Below are 1,397 nucleotides of genomic sequence, written 5' to 3' on the forward strand. Positions count from 1 at the left end.
CAATATGCCGCGTCACCGTTATGCGGAGTTCGGGATTTCAACCTGTTGTTCTGCTGATTCATTTTCGGGTTTCCGCTTTGGATAATCATGATGCCTCTGCTCTCATCCGCAGAAGGACATCCTCCATGAACTCCCCCTCCAACTCTCCGCTCGGTGGCCGTGCCGGCGCTGACGACGTCGCTCTGGTCAGCGCCTATCTCGCAGACAATCCCCGGCTCTCGAAGGGCGCCGTGGGTGCCGCCCGGCATTTTCTGAAGTGGGCACGCGCCCGGAAGATCCCGACCAGAGACCTCGATGCATCGGCGGTGGATCGGTTCCTACGCCATCGCTGCCGTTGCGGCCGCTACAGCCCTTCGCAACTGCGCAAGCCTGCCTACGCCACAGATACACGCAGATTCCTGAGCTATCTCGAAGCCACCGGGGTGGTCTTCATTGCAAATGAAGTCGCCCGGCTCGGGCAATATCTGGAGGCCCATGCAGAGAAGCTCTGCGCCACCGGATATAGCAAGGTGACGTACTCGACGCACCTGAGTCAGGCCCGCCATTTCGCGGAATGGGCGCTGCTGACGCGTGTTCCGGTCCACGGAATCAACGAGGCCACCATCGATCATTTCGCACGGCATAATTGCCGCTGTGGGGAGAAGACCAAACATGGCAAGGACATGCTGGGCTCGCGCCTCAAGAACCGCCGCCGTGGTGCGCGTGCTTTTGTCCGGTTCCTGAGGGATGAGGGTCTGATCCCACCTGAAGCGCCTGACTGCGTTACCACCTGCGATCCGCGCCTGACCGAGTTCTCGGAATGGTTGCGCCGCGAACGTGGGGTGACGCACGAGACCGTACGGCGCTTCTTGTACGAAGCGAACCGCTGGCTGGATAGCCTCGGGGCAACCCCGAAAGACTACAACGCGGCGGCAATCCGCTCGATCGTTTTGAACCAGGGCGAAGAGCGCTCAAGATCTTCGGTGCGGATGACGGTGACCGTTCTGCGCGCTTTCTTGCGCTTCACGATTGTTCAGAATCAGTGCGCCCCGTCGCTCCTATATGCTGTGCCATCTGCCGTTTCGCGCAAGCTGTCAACGGTACCACCGACGATCCTTCGAACCAAAATTGAAGAGATAATAGCGTCCTGTGGAACCAAAACGCCTGTCGAGATACGGGACCGCGCCATACTCCTTCTGCTCGCGCGGCTGGCTTTGCGCGCCGGTGACATCTGGCAATTGCGACTGTCAGACATTGACTGGCGTGCGAGTCGGTTGCGATTGCATGGCAAAGCCAGACGCGAAGTTTTGGTACCAATACCACAGGATGCCGGGGATGCGCTGCTGACCTATATCGAAGATGTGCGTCCGGTCGTCACAACGGACAGGGTCTTTCTGCGCATTCAGGCGCCATTCACT

Annotated in this window: 1 protein-coding gene; it reads left to right on the top strand. The window is 59.4% G+C overall.

All coding sequences use genetic code 11. The annotated features are described in order from the left end of the window. Window positions 1–125 precede the first annotated feature (125 nt). On the top strand, window positions 126–1,397 hold a 1,272-nt coding region (locus tag BMW90_RS26075), incomplete at its 3' end, for a tyrosine-type recombinase/integrase (protein WP_074840702.1).

It is taken from the genome of Marinovum algicola, from assembly GCF_900109145.1.
Lineage (GTDB): Bacteria > Pseudomonadota > Alphaproteobacteria > Rhodobacterales > Rhodobacteraceae > Marinovum > Marinovum algicola.